Below are 21,815 nucleotides of genomic sequence, written 5' to 3' on the forward strand. Positions count from 1 at the left end.
CAACACGTCACAATCTTGCAACCTGCTAGCCCTCGCTTTCCCAGAGGGAGGCATGGTGATTGATCACCGATGAAAAGGCCTGTTTGGGGGTTAGACAAGGCCCGAGCTGTGTCATGGGTGGGGGAACGATATGTGACGCAATGCCAAAACACAGGTGGAGGTCTGAAAAGGGGGCATCTCTGCGTGCAAGTTCCTTAAAAAGCTGATAGTTATTAAGGACCTATGACAAATGCAAATAACACCCGCACCAATCCTTATTCCTCAGTAAAACCCGATGTCCAGCTAGCCAAGCAGGAAGAATCCATTTTGGATTTTTGGGATCAGGAAAAGATTTTTGCGCGTTCTTTGGAACCGCAAGGTAAGAAGACTTACAGTTTCTATGATGGTCCTCCCTTTGCGACGGGTCTTCCGCACTATGGTCATTTGCTGGCAGGTGTGTTGAAAGACGTTGTGCCTCGTTACTGGACGATGAAGGGCTACACCGTGCCTCGTCGTTTCGGTTGGGACTGTCACGGTCTTCCGGTGGAATACGAAATCAACAAGACTCATAAAATTGAAAGCCGTAAAGACGTTCTAAAAATGGGCGTGGCTAATTACAACGATGCCTGCCGTTCGATTGTAAAAAGATATTCCACCGAGTGGAAAACCACAGTTCGTAGGGTGGGTCGCTGGGTGGATATGGAAAATCCGTACTTCACCATGGACGTGTCTTTCATGCAGTCCGTGTGGTGGGTGTTCCAGCAGTTGTTTAACAAGGGCCTGATCTATGAAGGCTACAAAGTGGTTCCATACTCTGTGGGGATTTCCACTTCGCTTTCCAACTTTGAAGCCAATCAAAACTACAAAATGGTGCAGGACCCTGCGATCACCGTGATGTTCAAGCTGGTGAATCAACCGGACACAGCGGTGATGGCATGGACGACAACCCCTTGGACTTTGCCGTCGAATCTGGCGTTGGCAGTAGGTCTTGATATTGACTATGTGAAGGTTCTGGAAAAGGCCACAGGTCGCAAGCTGATCATGGCGCAGGCTTTGTTGTCCTCTGTCTTCAAAAAAGCAGAAGAGGAAGTTGAAGTTTTGCAAATGATGAAAGGCAAAGAGCTTGTCGGTCTGACTTACGAGCCTTTGTTCCCGTACTTCGGTGATCGCGCGGATAAGGGCGCATTCCGTATTATTTCCTCTGAACACGTAACCACGGAAAGTGGTACGGGTGTGGTGCACATGGCGCCAGCCTTCGGGGAAGAGGATTATTATGCCTGTGCCAAGGCGGGAATCCCGATGGTGAATCCAGTGGATGATGATGGCATGTTCACATCTGAAGTTCCTGATTATGCCGGCAAGCGCGTGAAGGAAGCGGATAAGGATATTATCGCGGACCTTAAAAAACGCGGCAGCCTGTTTAAGCAGGACACGATTCAGCATAGTTACCCGTTCTGCTATCGTTCCGATACGCCGCTGATCTATCGTGCGGTGTCTTCGTGGTTCGTGGCTGTTGAGAAAATCAAAGAAGAACTGATCGCGAATAACAAGCAAACCACCTGGGTTCCGGATCATCTTCGTGATGGACGTTTTGGAAACTGGCTGGAAGGCGCCCGTGACTGGGCGATTTCGCGCAACCGTTTCTGGGGAACGCCACTGCCGATCTGGAGAAATCCAGAGGGCGAAGTGATCTGTGTAGGGTCCCGCTCCGAGCTTGAAAAGCTATCCGGCCAGAAGATCGACGATTTACATATCGAGTTTGTGGATCAAATCACCATTCCGTCGCCAACAGGGAAATCCCCGTTGAAGCGCGTGGATGGTGTTTTGGATTGCTGGTTTGAATCCGGTTCCATGCCATACGCGCAGTGGGGCTATCCGGAAACTTCTGTGGAAGATTTCAAAAAAGCCTTCCCGGCGGATTTCATCGCAGAAGGTCTGGATCAGACCCGCGGTTGGTTCTACACGTTGTCGATCATCGGAACAGCCCTGTTCAATCAAGCACCATTCAAAAATGTGGTGGTGAATGGTCTGGTGTTGGCTGAAGACGGACGTAAGATGTCCAAGTCCTTGAAAAACTACCCAGACCCTATGGAAGTTCTGAATCAGCACGGTGCGGATGCTTTGCGCCTGTACCTGATTGATTCTCCTGTCGTGAAAGCGCAGGAATTGAAGTTCTCTGAAAAAGGTGTTTACGACATCGTTCGTAAGATTTTGCTCAGATGGTGGAACTCGTATTCCTTCTTTGCCAATTACGCCAATATCGATGGCTTTGTTCCTAAAGGGGATGCGAAGAAGTCACCGAACATTCTAGACCAGTGGGTTCTGTCCCGCTTAAACGGACTGATCGCCAATACTCACAAGGAAATGGACGCTTATCGTTTGTATAACGTGGTCCCTCACTTGCTTCAGTTCATCGAGGACTTGACGAACACCTACATTCGCTTCAACAGAAGTCTGTTCTGGCAGGATGGGATGCCGGAAACCAAACGCTATGCTTATGAAACTTTGCACGAAGTTTTGACGACATTGTCGCGTTTGATGGCGCCATTTGCGCCGTTCATGTCCGAAGTGACTTATAAGAACCTGGCGCAGGTTCTGCCAAATAAGAAAGACTCTGTGCACTTGGAAAGCTTCCCGGAAGCGGATCTTTCCCTGCTTCGTCCGGAATTGGAAGAAGCAGTGAAGGCGATGGACACTTTGGTGACTTTGGGGCGTAACCACCGTGAAAAAATCGGTGTGAAGGCCAAGATTCCACTGAATGAAATCAAAATCATCCACAGAAGTGCCGCACTTTTAGAAACATTGAAAAAGTTTGAGCCGTTCTTCGTGGACGAGCTGAATTTCCGCAAAGTGGTTTACAACGCCAACGAAGATCAGTTCGTGCAAGTCACTGCCAAAGCGAACTTCCCAGTCTTGGGTAAACGTCTGGGGCCTAAGATGAAGGCGGTGGGCGCCGGGATTCAGAAGCTTTCTTTGGAAAGTCTGCTGAAGCTTGAAAACGGTGAAGCGGTTCTGGTGGAAGGTGAAGAAATTCAGCTTTCTGATGTGGAAATCCGTCGTGCGCCGAAGGGTGATAACACGAATCTTTCCGTGCATCAGATTGTTTCCATCGAAGTGGACCCGACCGTGACCGCAGAACAGGAACGTGAAGGTCTGGCGCGTGAAATCATGCGCAAGATTCAGGTGGCGCGTAAAACAGCGGACTTCCAGATGGATGACAAGATCACTCTGAATATCGCCTGTGATGGCGCTTTGTTGGAGGCTTTGGAGGCTCATAAAGACATGATCACTTCCGAAACTTTGACGAAGAATCTGAACATCATTAATTTGGCAGCAGAGCCGACCGGCAAGCACACTGAAACGTCCGACATCGACGGTCAGGTGATTAAAATCGGTGTGACCAGTCTTCCACGTTCATAATGAATAAGTGGGGGGATGTTTTTGAGTTTTCTGCCATCGGGCAGGTGAAGACACCGTTTAAAGACAGATTCGGTGTTCCTCGCCAGCCGGGCCTGGCTTCCAACGCGAAAGGGGTGATTAAGCTTCATCCTGATCCAAATTTGAAAACAGCCTTACGCAGTCTTGAGGAATTCACGCATCTGTGGATTGTTTTTGTCTTTCACGATCATGGTGGCAAAAGCTGGAAGCCCAGCATTCGTCCGCCACGCTTGGGTGGAAATCGCAAGGTCGGTGTTCTGGCGTCGCGTTCCCCGCATCGTCCCAATCCTATTGGTTTGTCAGTGGTGACTATCGAAAAGATTGATCTGGAGGCCGCAGGAGGGCCGGAGATTCATGTTGCGGGCGTGGATCTGATTGATGGAACTCCGGTTTTGGATATTAAACCTTATATTGCCTATGCGGATTCGGTTCCCGAAGCGGGGGCGGGTTGGGCAGCAGAGCCGATTCCCCGATATCCGGTCCTGTTTTCTGAAAAAGCTGAAACAGAAATTCAACAGCGCGACCCGGCTGGTGAAGACAATCTGAAGGCGCTGATTATCGAAGTGATCGAGCTTGATCCGCGACCGGCATTTCAAAAGCGCCAATCACCGCCGTCAGAGCAGAAATCCTGGGGCTTACGCTACGGCATGGACATTCTTGGGCACGATGTAAAGTATGAAATCACCGAATCAGGATTTGTGATTTACGATATTTTGGATCTGAAATAACACCTTCTAATACTGGACTTTGCTGCCAAGTTATTTGAAATCAAAAATCTTTACCGGCAAGATGATGGTAAGAAGTTTCCATGAAGGAAACTTAAAGGAAGCATCGTGAAAAGGAATTCGTTCGTTGCGGCTTTGTCAGTGGCATTTGCAGCCACCCTGTCTGTGGGCTTCGTATCAGTCACACCAAAAGTTATTTATGGTGAAGACAATCGTGTGGATGTCTATCAAGTGCAGCGCGAGGACATTCGTCAGCTTGCCGATTCCACACTGGCCCTGATTCCTAAAAAAGACCTCTACGATAATCGCAAGGATGGTTTCACCCATAAACCCACCAAGTACGGGTGGGAGCGCGAACTTTGTTCGGATGAAGCCTTTTTTGAACAGCCAACTTCGGCAAATTGTTCCGGATCACTGGTGGGTACAGACTTGATCGCCACGGCCGGGCACTGTGTGAAAAGCACCGCAGACTGTAAGACGTATTCCTTTGTTTTTGGTTATCGCATGAAGGATGAGCAGACGGCGCCTCTGACATCGATGTATGATGACGTCTATGGTTGTAAAGAACTGGTGTATCGCGAATATTCCTCCAAGCAGGATTATGCTTTGATTCGTTTGGATCGTCCGGTGGTAAATCGGACGCCTGTGCGTTTGCAGAAGGGTTCTGTGAATCCTGGGGATGAGTTGTTTGTGATTGGTCACCCGGCGGGATTGCCAACGAAGGTGGCGGCAGGAGCGCATGTGCGCTCTGTATCGCAGGGATTCTTTACGGCCAATCTGGATACTTATGGCGGGAACTCCGGTTCTGCTGTGTTTAATGCACGCACGAACGAAGTTGTGGGTATTCTTGTTCGTGGAGAGATGGACTTTGATTACGACAGCCAGCGTTCCTGCAATATGAGCTATCATTGTCAGGATGAGGATTGTCGTGGTGAGGATGTGACAGATATTTCGTTCGTCATCCGGGCTTTGGAAAGAGTCAAAGGTCGTTAAAAGAAGTCTATAGTTATTTGAAATAAAAAAAGCCCCGTTGTTTAAAAACGGGGCTTTTTGTTTTTAAGATTCTGTATTGAGTTCCGGGAAGGATTTCACCAGATCATCCAGCGCCTTCATCTGTTGCAGGAACGGTTCCACTTTTGAAAGTGGCAGGGCCGATGGGCCGTCACACTTGGCTTTGTCTGGATCTGGATGGCTTTCAATGAAAAGCCCTGCCAGCCCCACGCCAAGGCCTGCGCGGGAAAGTTCCGCCACCTGACCGCGGCGTCCGCCGGAAGCTGCACCAAACGGATCGCGGCATTGCAAAGCGTGTGTCGCATCCAGAATCACCGGACTTCCTTTGGAAACTTTTTTCATGATGTTAAAGCCCAGCATGTCCACAACCAGATTGTCATAACCAAAATTGGTGCCGCGATCACAAAGAATTACTTTGTCGTTACCGCACTCCTGAATTTTTTCAACGATGTTACCCATTTGGCCGGGGCTAAGGAATTGCGGCTTTTTAACATTGATCACGGCCCCGGTGCGAGCCATGGCTTCCACCAGATCTGTCTGACGTGCCAAAAAGGCCGGAAGCTGGATCACGTCCGCAACTTCCGCCACAGGTTTTGCCTGATGGATTTCATGAACGTCAGTGATGACTTTTACGCCGAAGGTTTTTTTTAGTTCCGCAAAAATCTTCAGCCCTTCTTCCATGCCCGGACCGCGATAAGAATGAATGGAAGATCGGTTGGCTTTGTCGAACGAGGATTTAAAGACGTAAGGGATTTTCAGTTTGTCTGTTACTTTAACGAAGTGTTCGCAGACCTGCATGGCCAGATCGCGGGATTCCAGAACATTCAGTCCGGCAAAAAGCACGAAAGGCTTGTTATTGGCGACCTCGATATTTCCGATTTTGACTGTTTTATTTTGCATGGGACCATCCGTTTCAATGCCAGAAAGAATAGCACCGTTCTGCGGATTTTGACATGGAATTTTACGGGAAGCTGTGTCTGTCGCCACTGGGCCTTGGGTAAGGGGCGGCGCTTATTGGCAAAAATGGCGGTGCAGCCTTTTCAATCATGCGGGGATGGTTTTTTCTAGTCAGAGGAGGTGCTTATGGCCGCGAGTATTTGGAAGGGTTCTATCAGTTTCGGTCTTTTAAATATTCCCGTCACCTTGCAAAGCGCGCAGAGTGAAAAGGAGATTCACTTTTCCATGCTTGATAAAAAGGACATGTCGCGCATCAAGTACAAAAAAGTCAGCGCCAAAACCGGCCAGGAAGTCCCCGGGGACCGTATCGTCAAGGGATACGAATATCAAAGTGGGCGCTATGTGGTGTTAAGTGAGGCGGAACTGAAGAAAGCCAATACCAAGGCCACACAGACCATTGATATCGAGGATTTTGTTCTGCTGGCTGAGGTGGACCCGCTGTTCTTTGACCGGCCCTATTATTTGGCTCCGCAAAAAGGGGCGGAAAAAGGATATTTTCTTTTAAGGGATGCCTTGCAGGAAACCAAGAAAGTGGCTGTGGCCAAGCTTGTGATTCGTATTAAACAGCATTTGGCGCTGGTGATGGCGCGTGGACCCTATCTGGTTCTGGAGCTTTTACGTTTCTCGCACGAGGTGAAAAGTGAAAAACAGGTCCACTTCTTAAATGCCAGTATGAAAAAACGTTCCTACAGTGCGAAGGAGCTGAAAATGGCTGAGGACCTTGTCGATGGCATGACTTCCAAATGGAACCCGGATCAATACCGCGACACTTATTATCAGGATGTGATGAAGACGATTCAGCGCAAAGTGCGCGGAGGCAAGGGCCATAAAGTGTCCGAAGCGAAAGCTGAAAAGATTGAGGCCACGGATAATGTTATTGATTTAATGCCCCTGCTGCAAAAAAGTCTTCAGGCCCGCAAGAAGACCAAACGTAAAACCCGTCTGCGAGCTTAAGTCATGTCGCTGCGAACATACGGGCACAAACGTGATTTCAAGAAGACACCAGAGCCTTCAGCGAAAAAACGCCGGAAGAAGTCCATGTCATCAATGATGTTCGTGGTGCAGGAGCATCATGCCTCGCATCTGCACTATGATTTTCGTTTGGAATGGGAGGGTGTTTTAAAAAGCTGGGCTGTTCCGAAGGGGCCGTCACTGGACCCGCATTTAAAGCGTCTGGCGGTGCAGGTGGAGGATCATCCGCTGGACTACGGCCGTTTTGAGGGAACAATTCCCAAGGATCAATATGGCGCGGGCGAGGTTTATATCTGGGACACCGGAATCTGGATTCCCAAGTCATCCCCGGCAGCGGGACTGAAGAAAGGACACTTGGAATTTGAACTCAAAGGTCATCGTCTGAAAGGGGCGTGGGATCTGATTCGGACCAAGTTTGCGGGTAAAAGCCCTCAATGGCTTTTGGTAAAGCGCGATGACACTTATGCCAAGCCGGGATATGAGGCCCCGATGGAAAAAGTCAATTTTGTTAAGCCCATGCTGGCACTCTTGGTGAATAAGCCGCCACAGGGAAAAGAATGGCTGCACGAAACTAAATGGGACGGCTATCGTATTCAGGCTCATCTGGCCGGGAACAGTCCAAAACTTTACACTCGGGCGGGGCATGACTGGGCTGGGAAAATGCCATCACTGGCAAAGGAACTTTCACGCATTCATGTGCAGTCGGCGGTTTTAGACGGGGAAGTGGTGGTGCTGGATAAAAAGGGTCGCAGTCACTTTCAAAGCCTGCAAAATTACTTCGAGTTCGATCCGGCACAGAAACTGACGTACATGGTTTTTGATCTGTTGATGTTAAATGGCGAGGATTTGCGGGGACTGCCCTTGAAAGAGCGTCGCAGCAGACTGAAGAAGATTTTAAAAGGACGGCGCGGTCATATTCGCCTAAGCCAGGAACTTAAATCTGTCGATGCCGGCAGTTGGGGAAAGTTGCAAAAGCAGGGTGTGGAAGGGGTGGTTTCCAAAAAGATTGAGAGTGGCTATGTTTCCGGGCGCAAGGGGGAATGGGTTAAAAGCAAATTTTTAAATCGCCAGGAATTTGTGATCGGCGGATATGCTTTGGGAAAAGGCAGCCGGTCTGAATTCGGAGCTTTGTTATTAGGTGTGTACGAAAAAAACAAGCTGCGTTTTGTTGGCAAGGTGGGAACCGGCTTTGATCAGAAGAAAATAAAATCCTTGCTGCTTCAACTTAAGAAAATCCACACAAAAGAAAACCCTTTTCAGGCTGGAGATCCTCCGCGAAGAAATATTGTATGGGTACAGCCGAAATTGCTGGCGGAAGTGAGCTTTGCCAATTGGACTCATGGATTGCATTTGCGTGCGCCGGTTTTTGTGGAGCTAAGAAAAGACAAGCCAGCGCCTGAAGTCACTTCGGATTCTTTGTTGTTAAGTAATCCTGACAAGGTTCTTTATCCGGAAGAGGGGATCACCAAGCTTCAGGTGGCGGAATACTACATTGCCATGTCAGAACGTCTGCGGCCTTATCTGGAAAACCGTCTGCTGGCAGTGCTTCGCTGTCCAGAAGGCGCTTTGGGAAAATGCTTCTTCCAGAAACACCTTAATACGCGTGCCGATGCGGTGGCGATTTTTGAAAAAGATGCGGCTCTTTATGTTCAGGACGTGCGTGGACTGTTGGAACTGGTGCAAATGGGGGCCTACGAGATTCATGCACGCAACAGTCGGGCAGAGGCCCCGGCCAGGCCGGATCAATTTGTTCTGGATCTGGACCCGGGCGAAGGGGTGAGCTGGGAGGAGGTCGTGGCAACAGCCTTGATGATTAAAAAAGATCTGGAGAGCTTGGGGCTTTCCAGTTTTGTAAAGCTGAGTGGCGGGAAGGGGCTGCATGTGCATGTGCCCTTTAAGTCAGGTCCCAGTTGGGATGAAGTGAAACGTTTTACGCATCAACTGGCTTTGAATTGGGAGCGTCGTTACCCGGATAAGTATGTCAGTAAAATGTCCAAAAAAATTCGCAAGGGAAAGATCTTTATAGATTATCTTCGGAACTCCAAAGGGTCCACCAGTGTGCTGCCGTATTCACTGCGGGCAAGAAAGACTAGTTCTGTAGCGTGGCCAGTGGCTTGGGGGCAGTTGAAAAAATATAAAAGCGGAGACGCGATCAGTTTGGTAAAAGCATTGCAGCTTTTAAAGACCGGCAGGGACCCTTGGGGGAAGTATTTTTCCCGGGTCCCTACTTTGCCAGTCAAGAAGCTTAGAAGTGCTTCTTGACCGTATCACAAACGTATTGAAGCTCTTCCTGAGTGATGTAAGCAAAACAAGGAAGATTCAACACAGCCTGGGAAATGTGATGAGCATTGCCATTGTCGATTTTGCCGGCCAGGTGACCCGTAGAACCGGACTGGTGGCTCATCGCGCCCGGATAGATTGTGCCGAAGCCAACATTGGCTTTTTTCAGACTGTCGATCAGGGAAGCACGCAGGGAGGGCTCAATCATCGCCACGGCACAGTAGCCGTTTTCCTTGATGTTGGATTTTGCACGTACAGGTTTCAAAGGAAGACCTTTCAGGGATTCCTCATAGAACTTCACAGCATTCATGCGGCTTTGAATGCGTGCATCAATGTGTTTCAAGGACATGTTCAGGAACAGGGACTCGTAAGCACCGATGCGGGAATTCCAGCCGATCATACCGTGAGAATAGTGATCCGTTCTGCCGTGATTGATCAAGGTGCGGCAGTTTTTCGCGTATTCATCATTGGAAGTGAAGATCGCACCGGCATCACCGGAAGCACCCAGAACTTTTGCCGGGTAGAAGCTGGTTGTGGAAATCAAAGCTGTGCCCAGAATGGACTGTCCGTCGATTTCAGTGCCGAAGCATTGTGCGCCGTCTTCGATCAGTAAAACACCAGCGTCTTTTGCAAACTTGCGGATTTCCAAAGTGTCAGCAGAAGCCCAGCCGTAAAGATGAACCATCACTGCGGCTTTGGGTTTGAATTGTTCCACAGCTTGTTTGAAAGTTGCCAGATCCCAGTGGCAGGTTTCGCGATTCACATCCACAGTGACAGGGTTTGCACCCACGTTAACCACGGCTTCAAAAGTGGCCCAGAAAGTCATGTCAGGAACAAGAACTTTATCGTTCTTGTTTACGCCCACTGCGCGCAGGGCGATTTGAATGGCATCAGTGCCATTTGCGCAACCGATAGCGTGTTTGGATTTAGTGTAAGTTGCAAGATTGGCTTCCATCTCTGCAACGATAGGGCCGCCCACGAACTGGGTTTTATCAAAAAGGTTTGCAACACCGCCAAGGAATTCATCGCGGAAACCGGGTTCAAAACGATTCAGTGTGATAAATGGAACTTGTTGAATGCTCATAGTATTTCTCTCGAGGAAAGTGTTTAGTCGATGAGGAAATTATCCAACAGGTCCTGACAAGTTGCAACCACGCGGGATATTTGTTTGCCGTGCATCCAAAGGCTGTATCTTTTTTTACCGAGATGGTGGTGCTTTCTAGCAACACCCTTTCTGATCTGAGCTGGACTCTGGTCCTCTCCGGACAAAAGCACTCGCGGTCACGAGTGCTTTTGGTTTGTGCTTAGTCCCAAGTGCGGCCGTCGGGCATGATTTGCATATCCCGCCGCATTTGTTCCTCACGCTGACGTTGTTCGTTCATCTGTCTTCGGTGTTCCCGAAGGATGCGCTCCTGGCGGCGTTCGATCTCGTTTTGTCCCTCCAGCAGAGTGTTTTGGGATGTGCGTGGAGGAGGCCCGAGCGGGCGCCGCTCATGCGGACCTCGCGGTTGTGCCTGAAGGCTGCTTAAGGGCAGCAGCAGACCTGCTGTAAGTATAATCATGCTGTTGGAGGGGGGGGAATTGTCAACCCGTAAAAGTTTTGTTGGCAGGCGGAACTTCAGTACATTAAGCTTCTAAATCCGCGAAGTGGGTGGGTGAGGCTTGCAGTTCCACGTCCGAAAAACCCAGTTTGCGTGCGGAATGCAGTTCCTGATTCAGATAGTCCTTGTTGGTTTCAGGGCTTAGATACAAATATCCTTCCACACGTTTGAAATCGCAGTCGATTTTTTCCTCCTGAATGATTTTTTCAATCAGCTCCATTGCGTCGGTATGGCTGGCGATGGCTTTGCGTGCCGACTCTTCCCCCAGAGTTGAGATCAACTGGGTCAGCCCCTCATCCAGCACATTGGAAAGGTGCCCGCTGGTGCGCGCGGTTTCATTGTTACCCAAAGTGTCCTTGTCCAAAAGAATCACCTTAAAGCCGTTTTTCAGCAGCACATAAGCTGTCGTCAGGCCGGCGATACCCGCGCCCACGATGCACACATCCGCAGAACGGTCCCTGCGCAACGCTGGCAGAGGGGGGAAGGAAACGGTTTGCCAGTAAGAAGGATTAATTTGGTGATGCAACTGCATGGGAGATCTCCTTTCGCCATACAAAAATTGTATGTCCGCCAATAAAAACAATCAGAGTTGAATAATAAACCCAGGCCAGCAGCACGACGATGGAACCGGCTGCACCGTAAGAGGAGGTGATGGAACTGCTGCCCAGATAGACACCGACAAGTTCCTTGCCCAGAACAAACAAAATGGCCGTGATCAGGCCGGCAAAAGCCGAGGCGCGAACCGGAAAGCGGGGCACCGGAAGGAAATGAAAAATGCCGGTGAACAGAATCACATAGAACAATAAAGAGATCCCGATATTTAATACAAAGGCGCCATCGCCATTATTAATCAGCCCGATGCGCACAATCGTGTTCAGGACAGTGGAAATAATCAGCGAGACCATCATGGCAAAAATAAATCCAAACGCGAGACCGATATGGAACAGACGATTTTTAAGATAGGCCAGAGTGGCCTTGATGATGCTTAAGTCTTCGGGCTGCTCGGGGTTTCCTAAAATCATGGTCAGCGCCGAACGCATTTCACCAAAGATCAGACCGGCGGAAAGCACCAGGGTGACGGTGCCGACAATTCCGGCCATGGAAATCAGATCGGTTCTTTCTTTGGCATTTTGAACAATGGCGTCCACAGCCTCTGCTGCCACCGGGCCAACCAGATTGGCGACCTCACGCAGAAAGGCCTGCTGAAGTTCCAAGCCGATGTTTGCAACCAAAGTTAAAGAGATCATAATCAGCGGTGCCAGAGAAAAACAGGTGTAGAACGCCACCGAAGCCGCCCAGGTCATGGTGTGGCACTCGGTAAATCTGTCAGCAAAGGTGACTACGAAATTTTTCACTTTCGTCATGAAAGACCTCGTTCTTATTATTGAGTCCTTCAAACGTCGGTGAAAGGTAAAAGTCTGTGCAAAAATACACAGTTTATTCAACCCTCGCTGGGCGGTGGGGTGCCGGGGTCCTGAGCTGGATCTTCCGTTGGCATATTGGGATCAATTTCCGGAACGGGTTCGGGTTGAGGTGGTTCTTTGACAGGAGGTTCGGGGGGCTGGGTCTGCGGAGGGCGTGTGGGGTTTTCCTTGGGTGTTTTCGGTGAATCCATAAAGACCTCCCAGTCTTTCATGGAAAAGCAGTTTTAATTTTTGGGCAATACATTCTTTATTACACATCGGTGGGATTGTGTTCATAAACATGGATCTAAAAGTGTTCTGCGCGATGGTTTGTCTTTAGCCTTGGGCCATGAGAATAAAGCATCCGAAAATTTCCGTTTTAATTTTTGTCGTGCTGCTGCTGGTGGGGATCAGGCTGATTCTGACAGATATTGCTTTGCATCGACTGAACGGATATTTGGCGGGGTTTTCTGCAACCTATGCCGCTCATGTGGATAATCTGGGATTAAGTTTTCTGCGCGGGGCTTATCGCTTTGAGCGCGTCAAGGTTTTCACCAAGCCCGATCATAAAGAATTTCTGACTGTGGAATATGTTGATGTGTCCTTGGCCTGGCGGGATCTTTTGTCGTTACGCTTTCGGACTGACATTATTTTGCACAAACCAAAGTTAATCTGGAGTGATACGGTCAAGCAGGCTTTGATTTCCCAAAAGACCAAGGAGGAATCTGAAAAAGCCGGTGTCCGACTTTTCCCGGTGGAGATTTCAAGGCTGGACGTGCGTGGCGCGGAGGTGCAAATGCGGGGAGAGGTCGATAGCAGCGTGGTGCCGGTGGAATGGTATATGACGATGGAGCTGGCGGCAGGAATTGCCAAGGTGATCTTTCGTCGCGGGGATGATCGGACGGTTTCCACCAAGACGCAGTTTTCCTATAAGAACGGACAATTTGAATGGAGTCTGGCGGACCTTGTGGGGAAAGCGCTGGAGCATGGCTTCCGACAGCCGCTGGAGCCGGGCAGCGAAAACGAATTTCATATGAAGCACAAAGAGCCGCCGAAGTAAAACTGAAAACTGCAATACATTGTTTGAACCAACAAAGGAGAATGACATGAAAATGCAACTACACATGACAGCTGTTCTTTTGACTTCCTGCCTGCTGGGCGTTCAGGCTTTTGCCACCGGCGATACGGAATCCACTGGAAAGTCGATGGGTGCAAAAGTGGTTTCGGAAATTTCATTCGAGGAAGGCAAGGCCATCCTGACGGATGAAACCAAAAATGACTTGCGGGAAAAGGTTAAAGAAGCCCAGCAGCAGGGGAAAATTGATGAAATGAAGGTTGCTGTCTGGGCGGATCGTGAATATCCGGCCGAGGGCACAAAGGCTTCCAAGCAGGATGTGACATTGGCCAATGATCGCGCCAAAGCCCTGAAGAATTTTATCAAAGATGAGCTGAAGGTGAATTCGGTGAATACATATAATATGACCGAACGCCCGAATGCGCTTCAGAGATTTGTTCGCACTGACACGGCTAAAACAAAAACGGCCATGGAAGAAAGAGGTGCGGCGCCACGCACTCAGGATGAGACAGGTTTCTTCAACCAAAGAGCCAAGGCTTCCAAAGCAGTCATCATGATCTATACGAAGTAAGGTCAGCACAAGCTTGAGCATCGGGGGTTTTATGAAAATGCTAAACGCAGTGTTTTTAAGCTGGGGTCTGTTACTGGCGGCCCCCGCTTATGCCGGGTTTTATATCGAGCCGGGAATCACTTATGAAAAAGGGGATAATGAGCTGGATTGGCCGGCTCCCCTAAGCAGTTCCACCGGAACAACCAGGGGGTTGGGCTTTGATTTGAAGCTTGGGTATCACGCCAATGATGTCTTTTTTATTGGTCTGGAAGGGGCTTATTCCAAACCGAAGTTTGAAAATTCTGCCACGGATTATTCTGCGGATGCCACTTCCACACTTTATGGGGCGGTGGTCGGGGCACAGATGCCGGTGGTGGGGCTGCGGATTTGGGGCGGTTATATCTTTGGTGGTGATTTAGACCCTGAAGAAGATAATGGCGTGGATGTGAAGTTTGAAGAAGCCAAGGGCCCGAAAGTGGGTGTGGGGATCAAGCTTTTCATGGTCAGCGTGAATTTGGAGTACATGGACCTGGAATACAACAAATCCAAGCTGGAAAAAGCCGGACCGGTCAGCGGCGAACTGGATTCCAAGCTTAAGAACAAAGTCGGTCTTTTGAGTATGAGCTTTCCTCTGACATTCTGAGAAATCAGGACCCGGGACGCCCCGGGTCTTTCCCTTTTGCCTTTTCAGTCCAGTTGGACTAGATTCGCTGTTTGATCGGATTGATAATTGTCGATAAACAGGATTTTAGAACCACGGTGCTGGGAACTGGGGAACGGAAAAGATGAGAAGAGAGTTTTACACAGCCTTTGCTGTTTGCTTGATCATGAACATGGTGTTTTATTTATACTGGCCGCCAGGACTGTATTCTCTGCTCTTCTTTATTCCGTTCTTTCTTTTGGGCTTCCGCGACATTATTCAAAAGCGCCACGCGATTAAATCCAACTTCCCCGTTTTCGGACACTTCCGTTATATTCTGGAATCCATCCGACCTGAAATAAATCAATACTTTATCGAATCCAACACTGATGGAAAACCTTTCAGCCGTGAACAGCGCTCGGTGGTCTATCAACGTGCTAAAAAAGTTCTCGACACCGTTCCGTTTGGAACTCAGCACAACGTATATGAACAAGGTTATGAGTTCGTCACGCACTCCCTTTACCCAAAGCATGTCGATCGCAAGGAACTGCGTGTGATGGTGGGCAGTGATCTTTGTAAACAACCTTATTCCATGTCTTTGTTGAATATTTCCGCCATGAGCTTCGGTTCACTTTCCAAGGCCAGTATTCTGGCTTTGAATGGTGGCGCCAAAGACGGAAATTTTGCCCATAATACAGGCGAAGGGGGAATTTCCCCTTATCATCTGGAACCGGGTGGGGATTTGATCTGGCAAATTGGCACGGGTTATTTCGGCTGCCGTACTCATGATGGGGCCTTTGATCCGGAGCTTTTCAGGAAAAACGCAAGTCATCCGCAAGTGAAGATGATCGAGTTGAAGTTATCTCAAGGGGCGAAGCCCGGTCACGGCGGGATGCTGTCAGGGAAAAAAGTCACTCAGGAAATCGCGGATATCCGTAACGTTCCGTTGGCCAAGGATGTGATTTCGCCTCCGGGACATAAAGCGTTTTCGGATTCTCATGGCATGTTGGATTTTGTTTCTCAGTTACGTGATCTGTCCGGGGGAAAGCCCGTTGGAATCAAGCTGTGTCTTGGTCACCGTCACGAATTTGAAGAACTGGTGAATTTGATGGTTGCGGAAAAGCGTTACCCTGACTTTATCGTGGTGGATGGCGCGGAAGGTGGAACCGGGGCGGCTCCGTTGGAATTTACCAATTACATCGGCATGCCGGGAATGGATGCTTTGGTGATTGTGGTGGACACGCTGAAAAAGGCCGGTCTGAAGGATAAAATCAAAGTGATCGCCACCGGCAAAATCACCACGGCTTTTGATATTATCAAACTGTTGTGTATCGGTGCAGATGTGACTTATGCCGCGCGCTCGATGCTGCTGGCGCTGGGCTGTATTCAGGCACTTCGTTGTAATAACAATAAATGCCCGACGGGTGTGGCAACGCAGGACCCGGCCTTGGTTAAAGGGCTTCATATTCCGACCAAGCGTGTGCGTGTAAAGAACTTCCATCAGGAAACTTTGGAAACTGTGGCACACATGATCGGCGCGATGGGTGTGGCAAAACACTCGGATCTGGATCGCAGCTTGTTGCACAAGCGGGTCGAGGAAGATCGCATCCGCACTTATGCAGAGATTTATCCGGGTTAAAAAACAAAAAAAGGAGAAGCTGCAAACTTCTCCTTTTTTGTTTTCAGACTTTGTGAAGTCTTACATGCACTTGAATTTCATCTCGACGTTATAACCTTTACCCAGAACACCGTCGGCCACAGCGCCGCCCAATCCGACGATGCCGCCGACGTTGGATTCATTCTTGCCACCCATAACGTAAGTGGTGCCACCCAGAATTTTTGCAGCGGTGCTGGCCTTCTTCGCCATCTTATAATCACTTTCATCAAGATCACCCTGATATTGAGAGTTTTCATTTATGAAGGCGGCTGTCATGTTGCGCTCTTTACAGAAACTGTTGGCCTGGCGAATGGCTTCGCGGGAGCCGGCCTCTTTGTCGTCTGTTGCGATAACCACGCGATGAACACCATCAGCTCCAGCGCGAACATCCGGATGATGGGCGCAAGCCGCAACGAAAAGTGTAACGATAGAAACAAGTCCCAAACGAAGATAGATATGATTCATAATATTTCCTTTATGTTGGATGACATCGAGTATAGGAAATATCCAAAGTGCTGGGCAGTCCAGAATAAATCACAGACTTAGCAGCAGTGCGCCTAAGCCAATCGTGCAGGCCCCCACCAGTTGCATTCGGCTTAAAGATTCCTTCAGAAAGAATGAAAAGATCACGGCAAAGAAGATGGAAGAATTTCTTAAAGATATGGCAAACCCCGGAGCGGAAACTCGAAGGCCGTAAAGGAAAATTAAAAACGAGGCTGTGGCAAAAGTTCCGGTGGCAAGAACCCGCAAGGGGTGAGATCGCAATGTGGCTGAAACACGCTGCAAAGGGGCCGAGCGGATACCGAACAGTAAAAAAGGCAGTGACACCACCATTGCCACCAGGAAAAGTGGCATGGGGTCTGTTTGTTCACTGAGGGCCTCGTGATAAGACAGATGGTAACCGGCAATAAAGAGCGCACTTAAAAAAGACCACATATCCGTTTTCAGGCTGGCAAGTCCGCCGTGGCGCAGGTCCTTAAAGTTAATGGCCAGAATTCCTGCCAATACCAGAACAGCGCCGGTTATTTGCAGGGCGCTGGCTTGTTCCCGCAACAAAAGACTGGAATAAGCCCACACCAGCACCATCGCGCCTCCACGCATGATCGCGTAGGATTTTCCCAGTCCGGATGCACGCAAAGCCTTGGAAAGGGTCAGGAAGTAAAGGCCTTCAAAAAGCCCCGATAAAACGGCAATACCGAAAATTTGCGGTCCCGGAAAGATGAACTTTTGCCCGGAAACGATCATCGCCAGCGCGGTTAAAACGCCGCTGAGAAGAATGGTCAGAAAAAGAAAGCTTTCCTTGTCTTTAGAGGCCTTGGCCAGGGCATTCCAGGAGGCATGAAGCAGGGCAGAGAGTAAAAGCAACAAGGGTCCAAGAGTCATAAGGCTGTTTTAGCCCCAAACCCGGGAAAAGCACCAGAAAAAACTGCCGTGGTGCGCTAGACTGTGGTATCACGGCCACCTATGAAAATAACCGATTTAGACTTCGCCTTTCCGGAAGAGCTGATTGCCACAGCTCCGCAAAGACCCTCCCGCGTGATGTGGGTGTCTGCCGGGGCCGTGGAGCCTGAGGAAATCACTATTCGGGAGCTTTTAAAGCGGATTCCTTCCGGCGATATTCTGGTGGTGAATAACACGCGTGTTTTAAAGCGCCGGGTGTTTTCCGGTGATGTCGAAATTTTGTTCTTAAAACAACTTAATGCCACGGACTGGGAGGTTTTATTCCCGTCCAAAAAGTTCAAGGTCGGCGCGACGTTGGAACTTCCGTTGGGTGTGCAGATGACTTTGCTTGAAAAGGGCCGCCCGCAAAAAGTCGCTTTAAACCAGGAAGTCGGCGAGGACTATTTTCAAAAAGTGGCAGAGCTGCCACTGCCTCCGTACATTCAAGTCATGTGTGGTCTTTGGGAACGACCACGACAAGATCACTGGAAAGTGCTGCTCAGGGACTTTTAGGGGCGGAAGCGGACGAAGGATTTAAGGGTTTTACGAAGCTTTTAATCCAGCCGGGATATGAATTTAAAGTGGTGGACGGGCTTCTGACGAACTTCCACCAGCCCGAGTCCACTTTGGTGGCGCTGGTGGCGGGATTTGCCTCCCTTGAAAGAGTAAAAGCTTGCTATCAATGGGCCATTGAGCGAAAGTTCCGGCTCTTTTCCTATGGCGACTTGACGGTCTGGACTTCTCCGTCGGTCGATAAAGTTTGGAAATAACAATGAAGGATGAAGTTATGTTGGATGGACACAAAACAGCAGTGGGTGCCAATGGCACAGCAACTGATGCCGCAATGAAACTGGGTGAATTTACGGTTCACGCTACCGACGGGAATGCCCGTCGCGCCACTTTGATGACAGCGCACGGTCCGGTGCAAACGCCAGTCTTTATGGCGGTGGGGACCAAAGCCACGGTCAAGGCGATGACTCCGGAAGAACTGAAAGAATGCGGTACTCAGGTTGTTTTGGGTAACACCTATCACTTGCACCTGCGTCCTGGTGAAAAGACCATCGCACGCATGGGGGGCTTGCATAAGTTCATGAACTGGCACGGTCCGATTCTGACAGATTCGGGCGGTTTCCAGGTGTTTTCCCTTTCCCAGCTTCGCAATATGACTGAAGAGGGTGTGGAATTCCGTTCGCATTTGGACGGGGCAAAGCATTTTATTTCTCCGGAAAAGAGCATGGAAATTCAAATGGATCTGGGGTCGGACATTATCATGGCCTTTGATGAATGTTTGAAATATCCGGCGACAGAAGAAGAGATCGAAAAGTCCATGGCTTTGACTTACCGTTGGCTGTTGCGTTCGAAAGCGGCGATGACCCGCAAGGAAAGCCTGCTGTTCGGGATCGTGCAAGGGGGCTTGAGCCTAAAGCACCGTATGAAGAGCATGGAGCAGATCTGTTCGGTGGATTTACCGGGTTATGCGTTGGGCGGATTCAGCGTCGGGGAGCCAATGCACCTGATGCACGCGCTGTTGCCTGAAGTGGCGCCAAAGATGCCGGCTAATAAGCCGCGTTACCTGATGGGCGTGGGGACTCCGACAGATCTGATTATTGCTATTGATTCAGGTATTGATATGTTTGACTGCGTCATGCCTACAAGAGTGGCACGTAACGGGACTATTTATACTTGGAATGGAAAGGTCAGCATCAAGCGCAGTGAGTACAAAGAAGATCCATCCGCGCTTGATCCTGAATGCGATTGCTATACTTGTAAGAACTATACCAAGTCTTACCTGCGTCACATGTTCATGAGCGGAGAGATTCTGGGGTCTCGCCTGAATACCATTCACAATATTCATTTCTATATGAAGGTGATGGAAAAGGCGCGTGAGGCCATCGCAGAAGGACGTTGGGTAGAGTATCGTGATAACTGCTTAACACGCTTCGCCAAGAAAGATTCGTAAGTAGCTAATTTAATATAACTATTGATTCTTCCTTGGATTAATGCTGAATTTTAACGTCAGCTTGAAATGAAAGTTTATGGAGGAATCAATGTTATACGGACTTCTAGTATCCACAGCTCATGCGCAAACAGCAGCTTCTGGTGGCGGCCAGCCCTCAGCTTTTGAAATGTTTGTGCCGTTCATCTTTATCTTTGTTATCTTCTATTTCCTTATCATTCGCCCTCAATCCAAGCGCCAGAAAGAACATCAAAAGTTCTTGAATGAAGTTAAAAGAGGCGATGAAGTTGTCACTTCTTCCGGCATCCTGGGCCGTGTGGAAGGTATCAACGATCAGTTTGTAACTTTGGAAATTGCCGATGGTGTGAAGGTTAAAATGCTTCGCAGCCAAATCGCGACATCTCAGAAAGCAGCAACTCAAGAGGAAAAGAAATAATGGAAGGTCTTCGCTGGAGAACGTTTGTAGCAGTGCTGGGTGTAGCCGCATCTATCGTGTGGGTACTACCGAACTTGGTGAACATGGACAAAATGTCCTGGTGGCCATCTAAGCAAAAATTGAACTATGGTCTGGATATCCAGGGTGGTTTGCACCTGGTTATGGGTGTCGATGTTGATGGCGTGGTGAAAGAGTCCACAACTCGTCTGATTGCCTCCATGAAGTCTGAAATGACCAAGGAAACGGTTTCATTCACAGATGTAAAGTCTGAGAAGCCGGAAACAGGTTCTGTTGAAGTGGTTGTAGCTAACGCCGCTGACAAAGCCAAAGTTGAAAAATTCCTGGCTGATAAGTATTCCACGGTTTTGCAAGTTGTAAGTACAACTGACACGGGTGTGACAGCTCGTTACTTCGACAGCTATCTGAATGACTATAAAAATCGCGTTATTCAGCAGTCTATCGAAACAATCCGTAACCGTATTGACGAATTCGGCGTGGCTGAGCCGTCCATCTCCCAACAAGGTGCCAATCGTATCCTGATCCAGCTTCCTGGTATGGCGGATGCGGAAAAAGCCAAACAGTTGATCAATACAACGGCAAAACTTGATTTCATGATCGTTTCTAACGAACTGAACTCTCAACAGCTTCAGGTGATGGTGGCTGAGGCTGAAAAAGCCGGCAATTTCAACATGGAAAACACCAAGTACTCTGACTACGTGACTCGCGTGAATGAGGCCTTGAAAGGCAAGCTTCCGGAAAAAACGGTTGTTTACTTTGAAAAAGCTCCGAACGTAACGACAATTGATGCGGGCGCTATTCCATATCTGCTAAGAACAGACACAGACTTGGGTGGTGGTGCACTGGATGACGCATTTGTGGGGTATGACCAGTATGGTTCTCCGCAGGTGTCCTTGCAGTTTAATACTGCGGGTGCGGCGAAGTTTGCAGATTTGACGGGTAACAACGTTGGCAAGCAAATGGCGATTGTTCTTGATAAAATCGTGAAGTCCGCACCAAGTGTGCGTGATCGTATCGCGGGCGGTTCTGCGGTGATCACTTTGGGTGGTGGCCGTGACCGTAACGGTATGATGGACGAGGCAAAAATGATCTCTACATCTCTTCGTGCCGGTGCTTTGCCTGCTTCTTTGGAGCAGTTGGAAGAACGTCGCGTGGGCCCTACTTTGGGTGCCGATGCGATTGATAAAGCGAAATTGGGTTCCTACGTGGGTGCGGCGATCATCGTATTCTTCATGATCGTTTACTACAAATCCATGGGTGTGGTGGCTTCCTTCGCTTTGGGTCTGAACATTCTGGGTATCTTTGCTTTGTTGACGACATTTGGTGCGACACTGACTTTGCCGGGTATTGCGGGTATCGCATTGACCGTGGGCTTTGCGGTTGATGCCAACGTTCTGATCAATGAGCGGATCCGGGAGGAAATACGACTGGGTCACAGTATCAAGGTCGCGGTTCAGGAAGGTTATCACCGTGCGATGTCTGCGATCATCGATGCCAACGTAACAACAGCGGCAACCGCCGTGGTTCTTTTGTACTTCGGTACAGGTCCGGTGCGTGGTTTCGCGGTGACATTGTTGATCGGTATCGTCACTTCCATGTTCGCGAACGTGTTCGTGTCTAAAGTGATCGTTGATACTTTGGTGAATAAATTCAACTTCAAGAAGTTGTCGGTTTAG

21 protein-coding genes are annotated in these 21,815 nt (G+C 49.2%); 14 read left to right on the forward strand and 7 right to left on the reverse strand.

Annotated features, from left to right (window positions below):
• Positions 1-222: 222 nt before the first annotated feature.
• The 3 genes from ileS (at position 223) to EZJ49_RS09555 (ending at position 5,135) form a co-directional block, all read left to right on the forward strand.
• Positions 223-3,399, forward strand: a complete 3,177-nt coding sequence (gene ileS, locus EZJ49_RS09545) for an isoleucine--tRNA ligase (protein ID WP_262551840.1) — start codon at positions 223-225, stop codon at positions 3,397-3,399.
• Complete coding sequence (gene tsaA / locus EZJ49_RS09550) at positions 3,399-4,145, forward strand: tRNA (N6-threonylcarbamoyladenosine(37)-N6)-methyltransferase TrmO (RefSeq protein WP_262551841.1); 747 nt, start codon at positions 3,399-3,401, stop codon at positions 4,143-4,145. The genes ileS and tsaA overlap by 1 nt, the downstream gene beginning before the upstream one ends.
• Positions 4,146-4,250: 105 nt before the next feature.
• Positions 4,251-5,135: a trypsin-like serine peptidase gene (locus tag EZJ49_RS09555; protein ID WP_262551842.1), complete on the forward strand. Its 885-nt coding sequence runs from the start codon at positions 4,251-4,253 to the stop codon at positions 5,133-5,135.
• Between the two features lie 63 nt (positions 5,136-5,198).
• On the opposite strand, the gene kdsA is transcribed toward EZJ49_RS09555, so the two are convergent.
• Positions 5,199-6,053, reverse strand: coding sequence for a 3-deoxy-8-phosphooctulonate synthase (gene kdsA / locus EZJ49_RS09560; RefSeq protein WP_262551843.1), 855 nt, complete (start codon positions 6,051-6,053; stop codon positions 5,199-5,201).
• 183 nt (positions 6,054-6,236) lie between these two features.
• On the opposite strand from kdsA, the gene EZJ49_RS09565 reads away from it, so the two are divergent.
• Together EZJ49_RS09565 and ligD are read left to right on the forward strand one after the other, a co-directional pair.
• Positions 6,237-7,064, forward strand: a complete 828-nt coding sequence (locus EZJ49_RS09565) for a Ku protein (RefSeq protein ID WP_262551844.1) — start codon at positions 6,237-6,239, stop codon at positions 7,062-7,064.
• Positions 7,065-7,067: 3 nt separating this feature from the next.
• Positions 7,068-9,344 carry a DNA ligase D gene (gene ligD, locus EZJ49_RS09570; RefSeq protein WP_262551845.1) on the forward strand — a complete coding sequence of 759 codons (2,277 nt, stop codon included), beginning with the start codon at positions 7,068-7,070 and terminating at the stop codon, positions 9,342-9,344.
• Here the strand turns inward: ligD and EZJ49_RS09575 are convergent.
• From EZJ49_RS09575 to EZJ49_RS09590, 4 genes are all read right to left on the reverse strand, one after another.
• Complete coding sequence (locus tag EZJ49_RS09575; RefSeq protein WP_262551846.1) at positions 9,328-10,446, reverse strand: DegT/DnrJ/EryC1/StrS family aminotransferase; 1,119 nt, start codon at positions 10,444-10,446, stop codon at positions 9,328-9,330. The two genes, ligD and EZJ49_RS09575, sit on opposite strands and share 17 nt — an antisense overlap.
• A gap of 542 nt (positions 10,447-10,988) precedes the next feature.
• Positions 10,989-11,495, reverse strand: a complete 507-nt coding sequence (locus EZJ49_RS09580) for an NAD(P)/FAD-dependent oxidoreductase (protein ID WP_262551847.1) — start codon at positions 11,493-11,495, stop codon at positions 10,989-10,991.
• Positions 11,473-12,327 carry a YihY/virulence factor BrkB family protein gene (locus tag EZJ49_RS09585; protein ID WP_262551848.1) on the reverse strand — a complete coding sequence of 285 codons (855 nt, stop codon included), beginning with the start codon at positions 12,325-12,327 and terminating at the stop codon, positions 11,473-11,475. Before EZJ49_RS09585 ends, EZJ49_RS09580 begins: the two co-directional genes overlap by 23 nt.
• A gap of 77 nt (positions 12,328-12,404) precedes the next feature.
• The gene (locus EZJ49_RS09590; RefSeq protein ID WP_262551850.1) at positions 12,405-12,578 is read right to left on the reverse strand and encodes a hypothetical protein; all 174 of its coding nucleotides are present in this window, start codon (positions 12,576-12,578) and stop codon (positions 12,405-12,407) included.
• A gap of 137 nt (positions 12,579-12,715) precedes the next feature.
• Between EZJ49_RS09590 and EZJ49_RS09595 the strand changes: the two genes are divergently transcribed.
• From EZJ49_RS09595 to EZJ49_RS09610, 4 genes are all read left to right on the forward strand, one after another.
• The gene (locus EZJ49_RS09595; protein WP_262551851.1) at positions 12,716-13,426 is read left to right on the forward strand and encodes a hypothetical protein; all 711 of its coding nucleotides are present in this window, start codon (positions 12,716-12,718) and stop codon (positions 13,424-13,426) included.
• A 46-nt stretch (positions 13,427-13,472) separates the two neighbouring features.
• Complete coding sequence (locus EZJ49_RS09600) at positions 13,473-14,012, forward strand: hypothetical protein (protein ID WP_262551852.1); 540 nt, start codon at positions 13,473-13,475, stop codon at positions 14,010-14,012.
• A gap of 31 nt (positions 14,013-14,043) precedes the next feature.
• Entirely contained in the window at positions 14,044-14,634 is a 591-nt protein-coding gene (locus EZJ49_RS09605; RefSeq protein WP_262551853.1) for a porin family protein, read from the forward strand.
• 142 nt (positions 14,635-14,776) lie between these two features.
• Positions 14,777-16,270, forward strand: a complete 1,494-nt coding sequence (locus tag EZJ49_RS09610; protein ID WP_262551854.1) for an FMN-binding glutamate synthase family protein — start codon at positions 14,777-14,779, stop codon at positions 16,268-16,270.
• Between the two features lie 60 nt (positions 16,271-16,330).
• Here the strand turns inward: EZJ49_RS09610 and EZJ49_RS09615 are convergent, their stop codons facing one another.
• Positions 16,331-16,753, reverse strand: a complete 423-nt coding sequence (locus tag EZJ49_RS09615; protein ID WP_262551855.1) for a hypothetical protein — start codon at positions 16,751-16,753, stop codon at positions 16,331-16,333.
• Between the two features lie 69 nt (positions 16,754-16,822).
• Positions 16,823-17,653, reverse strand: coding sequence for a DMT family transporter (locus tag EZJ49_RS09620; protein WP_262551857.1), 831 nt, complete (start codon positions 17,651-17,653; stop codon positions 16,823-16,825).
• Positions 17,654-17,752: 99 nt separating this feature from the next.
• Here EZJ49_RS09620 and EZJ49_RS09625 point away from each other — a divergent pair, with 99 nt between their 5' ends.
• From EZJ49_RS09625 to secD, 5 genes are all read left to right on the forward strand, one after another.
• Positions 17,753-18,241, forward strand: coding sequence for an S-adenosylmethionine:tRNA ribosyltransferase-isomerase (locus tag EZJ49_RS09625; protein ID WP_262551858.1), 489 nt, complete (start codon positions 17,753-17,755; stop codon positions 18,239-18,241).
• Positions 18,190-18,498, forward strand: a complete 309-nt coding sequence (locus EZJ49_RS09630; protein WP_262551859.1) for an S-adenosylmethionine:tRNA ribosyltransferase-isomerase — start codon at positions 18,190-18,192, stop codon at positions 18,496-18,498. The genes EZJ49_RS09625 and EZJ49_RS09630 overlap by 52 nt, the downstream gene beginning before the upstream one ends.
• 74 nt (positions 18,499-18,572) lie before the next feature.
• Positions 18,573-19,688, forward strand: coding sequence for a tRNA guanosine(34) transglycosylase Tgt (tgt, locus tag EZJ49_RS09635; protein ID WP_410468764.1), 1,116 nt, complete (start codon positions 18,573-18,575; stop codon positions 19,686-19,688).
• A gap of 88 nt (positions 19,689-19,776) precedes the next feature.
• A complete protein-coding gene (yajC, locus tag EZJ49_RS09640) occupies positions 19,777-20,121 on the forward strand; it encodes a preprotein translocase subunit YajC (protein ID WP_262551861.1) in 345 nt (114 codons plus the stop codon).
• Positions 20,121-21,815: a protein translocase subunit SecD gene (gene secD, locus EZJ49_RS09645; protein ID WP_262551862.1), complete on the forward strand. Its 1,695-nt coding sequence runs from the start codon at positions 20,121-20,123 to the stop codon at positions 21,813-21,815. Before yajC ends, secD begins: the two co-directional genes overlap by 1 nt.

Origin of the sequence: Bdellovibrio bacteriovorus (assembly GCF_025558485.1) — a bacterium.
GTDB lineage: Bacteria > Bdellovibrionota > Bdellovibrionia > Bdellovibrionales > Bdellovibrionaceae > Bdellovibrio > Bdellovibrio bacteriovorus_G.

Bases quoted from the DNA above. Each gene is read 5' to 3' on its own strand.
- ileS (WP_262551840.1), top strand. From the start codon at position 223: ATGACAAATGCAAATAACACCCGCACCAATCCTTATTCCTCAGTAAAA.
- tsaA (WP_262551841.1), top strand. From the start codon at position 3,399: ATGAATAAGTGGGGGGATGTTTTTGAGTTTTCTGCCATCGGGCAGGTG.
- kdsA (WP_262551843.1), bottom strand. From the start codon at position 6,053: ATGCAAAATAAAACAGTCAAAATCGGAAATATCGAGGTCGCCAATAAC.
- EZJ49_RS09565 (WP_262551844.1), top strand. From the start codon at position 6,237: ATGGCCGCGAGTATTTGGAAGGGTTCTATCAGTTTCGGTCTTTTAAAT.
- ligD (WP_262551845.1), top strand. From the start codon at position 7,068: ATGTCGCTGCGAACATACGGGCACAAACGTGATTTCAAGAAGACACCA.
- EZJ49_RS09575 (WP_262551846.1), bottom strand. From the start codon at position 10,446: ATGAGCATTCAACAAGTTCCATTTATCACACTGAATCGTTTTGAACCC.
- EZJ49_RS09580 (WP_262551847.1), bottom strand. From the start codon at position 11,495: ATGCAGTTGCATCACCAAATTAATCCTTCTTACTGGCAAACCGTTTCC.
- EZJ49_RS09585 (WP_262551848.1), bottom strand. From the start codon at position 12,327: ATGACGAAAGTGAAAAATTTCGTAGTCACCTTTGCTGACAGATTTACC.
- EZJ49_RS09590 (WP_262551850.1), bottom strand. From the start codon at position 12,578: ATGGATTCACCGAAAACACCCAAGGAAAACCCCACACGCCCTCCGCAG.
- EZJ49_RS09595 (WP_262551851.1), top strand. From the start codon at position 12,716: ATGAGAATAAAGCATCCGAAAATTTCCGTTTTAATTTTTGTCGTGCTG.
- EZJ49_RS09600 (WP_262551852.1), top strand. From the start codon at position 13,473: ATGAAAATGCAACTACACATGACAGCTGTTCTTTTGACTTCCTGCCTG.
- EZJ49_RS09605 (WP_262551853.1), top strand. From the start codon at position 14,044: ATGAAAATGCTAAACGCAGTGTTTTTAAGCTGGGGTCTGTTACTGGCG.
- EZJ49_RS09610 (WP_262551854.1), top strand. From the start codon at position 14,777: ATGAGAAGAGAGTTTTACACAGCCTTTGCTGTTTGCTTGATCATGAAC.
- EZJ49_RS09615 (WP_262551855.1), bottom strand. From the start codon at position 16,753: ATGAATCATATCTATCTTCGTTTGGGACTTGTTTCTATCGTTACACTT.
- EZJ49_RS09625 (WP_262551858.1), top strand. From the start codon at position 17,753: ATGAAAATAACCGATTTAGACTTCGCCTTTCCGGAAGAGCTGATTGCC.
- tgt (WP_410468764.1), top strand. From the start codon at position 18,573: ATGAAACTGGGTGAATTTACGGTTCACGCTACCGACGGGAATGCCCGT.
- yajC (WP_262551861.1), top strand. From the start codon at position 19,777: ATGTTATACGGACTTCTAGTATCCACAGCTCATGCGCAAACAGCAGCT.
- secD (WP_262551862.1), top strand. From the start codon at position 20,121: ATGGAAGGTCTTCGCTGGAGAACGTTTGTAGCAGTGCTGGGTGTAGCC.